Source organism: candidate division KSB1 bacterium (assembly GCA_022562085.1).
Lineage (GTDB): Bacteria > Zhuqueibacterota > Zhuqueibacteria > Oceanimicrobiales > Oceanimicrobiaceae > Oceanimicrobium.
Genome location: JADFPY010000335.1, coordinates 1 through 4,975 on the forward strand (window position 1 = coordinate 1; position 4,975 = coordinate 4,975).

6 protein-coding genes are annotated in these 4,975 nt (G+C 44.3%); 5 read left to right on the forward strand and 1 reads right to left on the reverse strand.

Features of this window, described 5'->3' with window-relative positions; genetic code table 11:
- Window positions 1–510, reverse strand: a 510-nt coding sequence (locus IH879_19545; GenBank protein MCH7677122.1) for a hypothetical protein, incomplete at its 3' end; no start/stop codon positions are given.
- Window positions 511–715: 205 nt separating this feature from the next.
- Here IH879_19545 and IH879_19550 point away from each other — a divergent pair.
- The 5 genes from IH879_19550 to IH879_19570 all read left to right on the forward strand — a co-directional run bounded on the left by IH879_19550 (window position 716) and on the right by IH879_19570 (window position 4,652).
- On the forward strand, window positions 716–1,603 hold the full coding sequence (locus IH879_19550; protein ID MCH7677123.1) for a phenylacetate-CoA oxygenase subunit PaaI: 888 nt from the start codon (window positions 716–718) through the stop codon (window positions 1,601–1,603).
- Window positions 1,597–1,908 (forward strand): metal-sulfur cluster assembly factor, encoded by a 312-nt coding sequence (locus IH879_19555; GenBank protein ID MCH7677124.1) that lies wholly within the window; start codon window positions 1,597–1,599, stop codon window positions 1,906–1,908. The genes IH879_19550 and IH879_19555 overlap by 7 nt, the downstream gene beginning before the upstream one ends.
- A gap of 231 nt (window positions 1,909–2,139) precedes the next feature.
- Window positions 2,140–2,355, forward strand: a complete 216-nt coding sequence (locus IH879_19560; protein ID MCH7677125.1) for a phenylacetic acid degradation b — start codon at window positions 2,140–2,142, stop codon at window positions 2,353–2,355.
- Between the two features lie 35 nt (window positions 2,356–2,390).
- Window positions 2,391–3,242, forward strand: coding sequence for a phenylacetate-CoA oxygenase subunit PaaI (locus tag IH879_19565; GenBank protein ID MCH7677126.1), 852 nt, complete (start codon window positions 2,391–2,393; stop codon window positions 3,240–3,242).
- 330 nt (window positions 3,243–3,572) lie between these two features.
- On the forward strand, window positions 3,573–4,652 hold the full coding sequence (locus tag IH879_19570) for a beta-propeller fold lactonase family protein (GenBank protein MCH7677127.1): 1,080 nt from the start codon (window positions 3,573–3,575) through the stop codon (window positions 4,650–4,652).
- Window positions 4,653–4,975: the final 323 nt, after the last annotated feature.

The window sequence follows — 4,975 nt, forward strand, 5'->3', positions numbered from 1 at the left end:
TTCAGGGGAGTTGATGACCCGGGTCGGGACACCGTATTCGGTGCAGTGGCCGTTTGTGCAAGTAAAACACGGGCCGGCACAGTAAATATCCGCGCCGGGCAGACCTTTAGTCCGCTGTTGATTACGCAAGTTTATGATATAATCCTCAGCATTGAAAAGATCTAAGAAGCCGGTGACGCCGCAGTAAAGCATCATTTTTGCCGTGCCGGCGGTTGACAAAAACTGTGTTGTTCTTCCCGGCCCTGCGTTTCCGTAAGAGTGGGTGTGCATGTCGTTCAGGCTTGGGATTAGCCATTTTCCTGAAAGATCGATGACTTCACCGTCGAAAGTTTCCGGGGCTTTCTTGAGAATGTATTTGATTATTTCGTCTTGAATTACTAAATGACCGTTGGTGATTTCTTGTGTTGCAGGATTGACAATATGGCCATTTTTTAAAAGTAGATTTTGAGAAAAAGTAGAGTTAGCTGTAATTAAAACGACCCAAAAAAGTAAACCTAAAATTGATTTCATAATCCACCTTCTTTTTTCGCTAAAGTATTTAGGAACGATACAAAAGTCAAGAAAGTTGTTAAATAACTTTGCTTGCTTTTTTTTACTTCCAATGTTATATTCAAAGATTCATTCAGGTAAAACTCACAAGGAACCCTTTATGGCAGCAGACAAAAAAAACGGTCAAGCAGAACAGGAACTGATAGAAAAAATCCGCAACGGATTTATGCTGGAATCGGAAGAAGACATGACTCCGGGCTATAAGAAATCTTTAATTACTCAGCTGACAGTTCAGGGGGATACGGAGCTAATGAGCGCTCCGGCGTATTATCTGGCGTCAAGAGATGCGCCTACCATCAACAGCCGAATCGCAGTAACAGCAATCATTCATGATGAGCTGGGGCATGCTAATATTGCCTATCGAATTATGGAAGACCTTGGTGTTGATAAGCACTGGCTGGTTTATGGCAGGAAACCCCATGAGTTTAAGCATCCCTACGGATTTGACCAACCGTTGGAAAACTGGGCAGAAATGGTGGTGGCAAACGGCTTTTTTGATCGAGCCGGAATCTGCTTATTAGGTGATGTACTTGAAAATACCAGCTATGGCCCCCTGAAAAGATCTCTGGTTAAAGTGGACCGGGAAGAAATTCTCCACTTACGTCATGGTGAATCCTGGATGAAACGCCTCTCAAAAGCCGGAGGAGAAGCGAAAGAACTCCTGCAGCGCGCAGTCGATTGGATGTTTCCCATGACCATTGAGTGGTTTGGTTTGCCGGACGAACTCAAACACCACAGCGGGCAATTGGATTACCGCCTTAAAGGTAAAACCAACGACCAGCTTCGCCAAACCTGGATGGACGCCACCGTGCCCCTTTGTGAAAAAATTGGCATTAAAGTGCCGGCTCACTATGATAAAGAAAAAGAAGAATACATTCTCGATTACCCGTTTCCGTGTCAATATGATCCTGACGAAAAACGCTGGTTGTTTGATGAACCGATGACCTGGGACCAGGTATTTGAGCGCTGGAAAGCTCGCGGGCCAATGAACAAAACATATACAGCAATGGTGCAAGGGGATCTAGACAGCATTTTCGGAGGCCGCCTTTGGTAACTGAAAATCAGGTTTGGCAGGCTTTAAAGGAAGTTAACGATCCCGAATATCCGCTCAGTATTGTCGATTTGGGGATGATCTATAAAGTTGAGGTACTTCAAGCGAAAGTAGCAATTGAGATGACGTTTACAGCCATGGGATGTCCCGCGATGGATATGATTCTGTTGGATGTTGATGAGGCGGTCAGAAAAATTTCCGGCGTAAAAAATGTCGACATAGAGATCGTTTGGAGTCCCCCCTGGACCCGGAATAAGATTACTCCTGCAGGCCGTGAAATTTTGCAATATTACGGTGTGGGGGTTTGATCGAAGTGTTTTCTTTGATCTTTGAGCAATAGCAACCCAATGACAGCGAAGTGAATGACAAAAAACGTCATTAAGTTATAGGGTCATCTGCCTTCGGCGTCATTATTGAGAGTAGCAAAACGGCCTACTAAATGACAGCGCAGCGTAATGACTGCTGATAAAAACCCCAGCGCTAATGGCTGAGCAAAAGGTAAAAAGATTTGCAGATATTTTCCCGAATTAGGAGAGCAAATGGCTCAAGATCAGGTTTATGAAGTATTTGCCCGCAAGACGCACAAAGAAACGCTTCAACATGTCGGCAGCTTAAATGCCTCCGATGACGAACTCGCCAAAGTGTACGCCTGGACCATGTATGACGAAGAAAATTGGGTGGAGATGTGTGTCATCCCGCGAAAATCCGTAATTCCAGTTACCCATGATAGTAAAATTCCTCTCTGGGGGAATTAACTCCTTCTCAAGAATAACGCAGGAATTAGAACTAAATGACTGATACCCAAAAAAAGAAAATCTTTGAATCAACCGAAGGCATGACTCCCGAATGCAAGGAAGCTCTCAGGTATCTTCTTTTAGCCTGCGCCGATACCAAGCTGCTTTTAGGATATCATTACGGTGAGTGGACCTTCGGACCACCGGAAATTGAGGCCGCGGTTGCCTGTTGCTCCTTATGCCAGTCCGAGTTAGGACACGTCCGCCTTCTGCATGCACTTTTAACCAAGCACTATAAGGATAATCCTGAAAAATTAGTCGAGTCCGCTAAACCTGAAGAATTCGCCAACATCTCTTACCTTGATAATGAAATAAAAAGCTGGCCGGACATTGTTGCCGCTAATTATCTCGTTGACCTGGCGGTGACCACGTTACTCTTCTCAATGAAAAACTCTACTTTTAAACCTCTGCACATGAGCCTGGAAAAGATGCTCGATGAGGAAAGGTACCACATTCATCATGGCCAGGGCTGGTTCAGAACGTTGGCAAAAAAAAGCCCCGAAACAAAACAAGCGATCCAGGAAAGCGCCCAAAGTGCGCTGGTTAAAGTTGTGGAGTGGTTTGGGCCGCCGGATTCAGAATACGACCGGGTTCTGGTACGAGCCGGAATTAAGTCCGAAAACAACTCAGAAATTTTAGATAAATACCTTTCGGAGTTAGGAAATTTGGCTGCTAGTTTGGAAGTTGATCTCGGCCTGTCAAAGGCCAATGGAACCTGGCAGCTGAACACGACCTTTGATTGGAATAACTGGGATCCTAAAACTCGCCGTCTAAGCAAAACAGGCCCTGACGAAGAAATCCTCTATCATCTTCGTGGCAGCAAGAACAAAGTTTTTAAACTAAGTTAAATGGCTCCTGCAAATAAAAAGTGCACATTTTGTGGCTCGACCAACACTGAAAAACAATCCGATTTCGGCACCTCTATTATGGTGACGCTTCACTTTTGTCTTGATTGTAAATCCGCATTTGAGTGGATCAAGTGGGGGGAGGATGACTCCCACCTCGATCTGCCTGAATACTTAAAAACATCGAATTCCAAAAAAGACTAGTTGCTCACATATTAGACAAGGGAGACTCTTCAAAGATCTGGAATTAAAATAAAAGCAGATTCGACCTTACCGGGAAAATAACGTCTGGAAATGTAAACCATCTCAATCTTTTAACAGGAGGAGGGAAGAATGAGACTTTTAGAAAAATTTGTTATCTTTGTTTTTGCAATCTTTATATCTTCAACGATTTCTTCTGCACAGAGTCCGGTACCTGCAAACGGCACCTTAATTGTCCTCAACAAATCTGATGCCTCCGCTTCCATTATTTCTCTCAAAAATAATCAAACCATCGTAACCATTCCAACCGGCGACGGACCGCATGAGGCTGCAGTAACGCCGGATGGGAAAACGGCAGTCGTCACAAATTATGGAAATCGCGAAGCTCCAGGCTCGACGCTTACCGTCATTGACCTGTCCCAACTAAAAGTTTCCAGGACAATTGATTTGGGGGATTACCATAAACCCCACGGCTTGATTTTTTTGCCAGGCGGAAATGAATTACTGGTAACCGCCGAAGCCGAGAAAGCCCTGCTTGTGATTGATCTGGAGAGTGGCACTGTAGAAAAGGCCATCCTAACCGGGCAGGAAGTGAGCCACATGGTTGCTTTTGCACCTGCTGTTAACCTTGCCTTTGTGGCAAATATACGTTCTGGTTCAGTTAATGTGATCGATGTAAAAAAATCCGCATCAATTAAAATAATCGAAACCGGCGCGGGCGCCGAGGGTATCGATGTTTCACCGGACGGCAGCGAGGTTTGGGTGAGTAATCGCGCCGACGATAGTGTGAGTATCATCAATATCGGGTCTCTAAAAATCGTGCACACCCTGGAATCGAAATCCTATCCAATTAGAGTCAAATTTACACCGGACGGAAAATTTGCCCTGGTTTCAAATGCTCGTTCCGGGGATGTTGCTGTGTTTGATACAAAAGTACGGCAGGAAGTCCGCCGAATCCCCATGAAACTCAAGGCAAAAGAAGGAACTGAAATTCGCTTGTTCAGCAATCGATTTGGCGACAGCCCGGTACCGGTTGGCATTTTTATCCACCCGGACGGAGGGTTTGCTTATATTGCCAACACCAATGCAGATATCGTCACGGTTATCGATTTAAGCTCCTGGGAAATTGTCAATAGATTAAAAACCGGACGAGAGCCGGATGGACTCGGGTTTACGCCATTAAATTTGCAGCAAATTACAAGTAAAAATTAGCAAAAAAATGCAACACAGAGGGAAACGAAGCGCCAAAAAGAAAAACAAGAGTTGATATAAGTTAGTAACTGACAGGTAATTTTCTGCCATACTCGATAAAAGCATTCGAGCACAAGCTTTTTGGCAGAATTTGAAATCACAAATATCAAATCCCAAATAACAAGTGCCGACGGCTCGGCATCCCGGGAAGGCGGGATAATTTCCAAAATCCAATTTTCAATGCCGACGGTTCGGCATCAAACAAAATCACTGAAAGTTATGGTTTTATTGGACATTGGGATTTGGTATTTGAGTTTTATTTGTAATTTGTTATTTGTAATTTG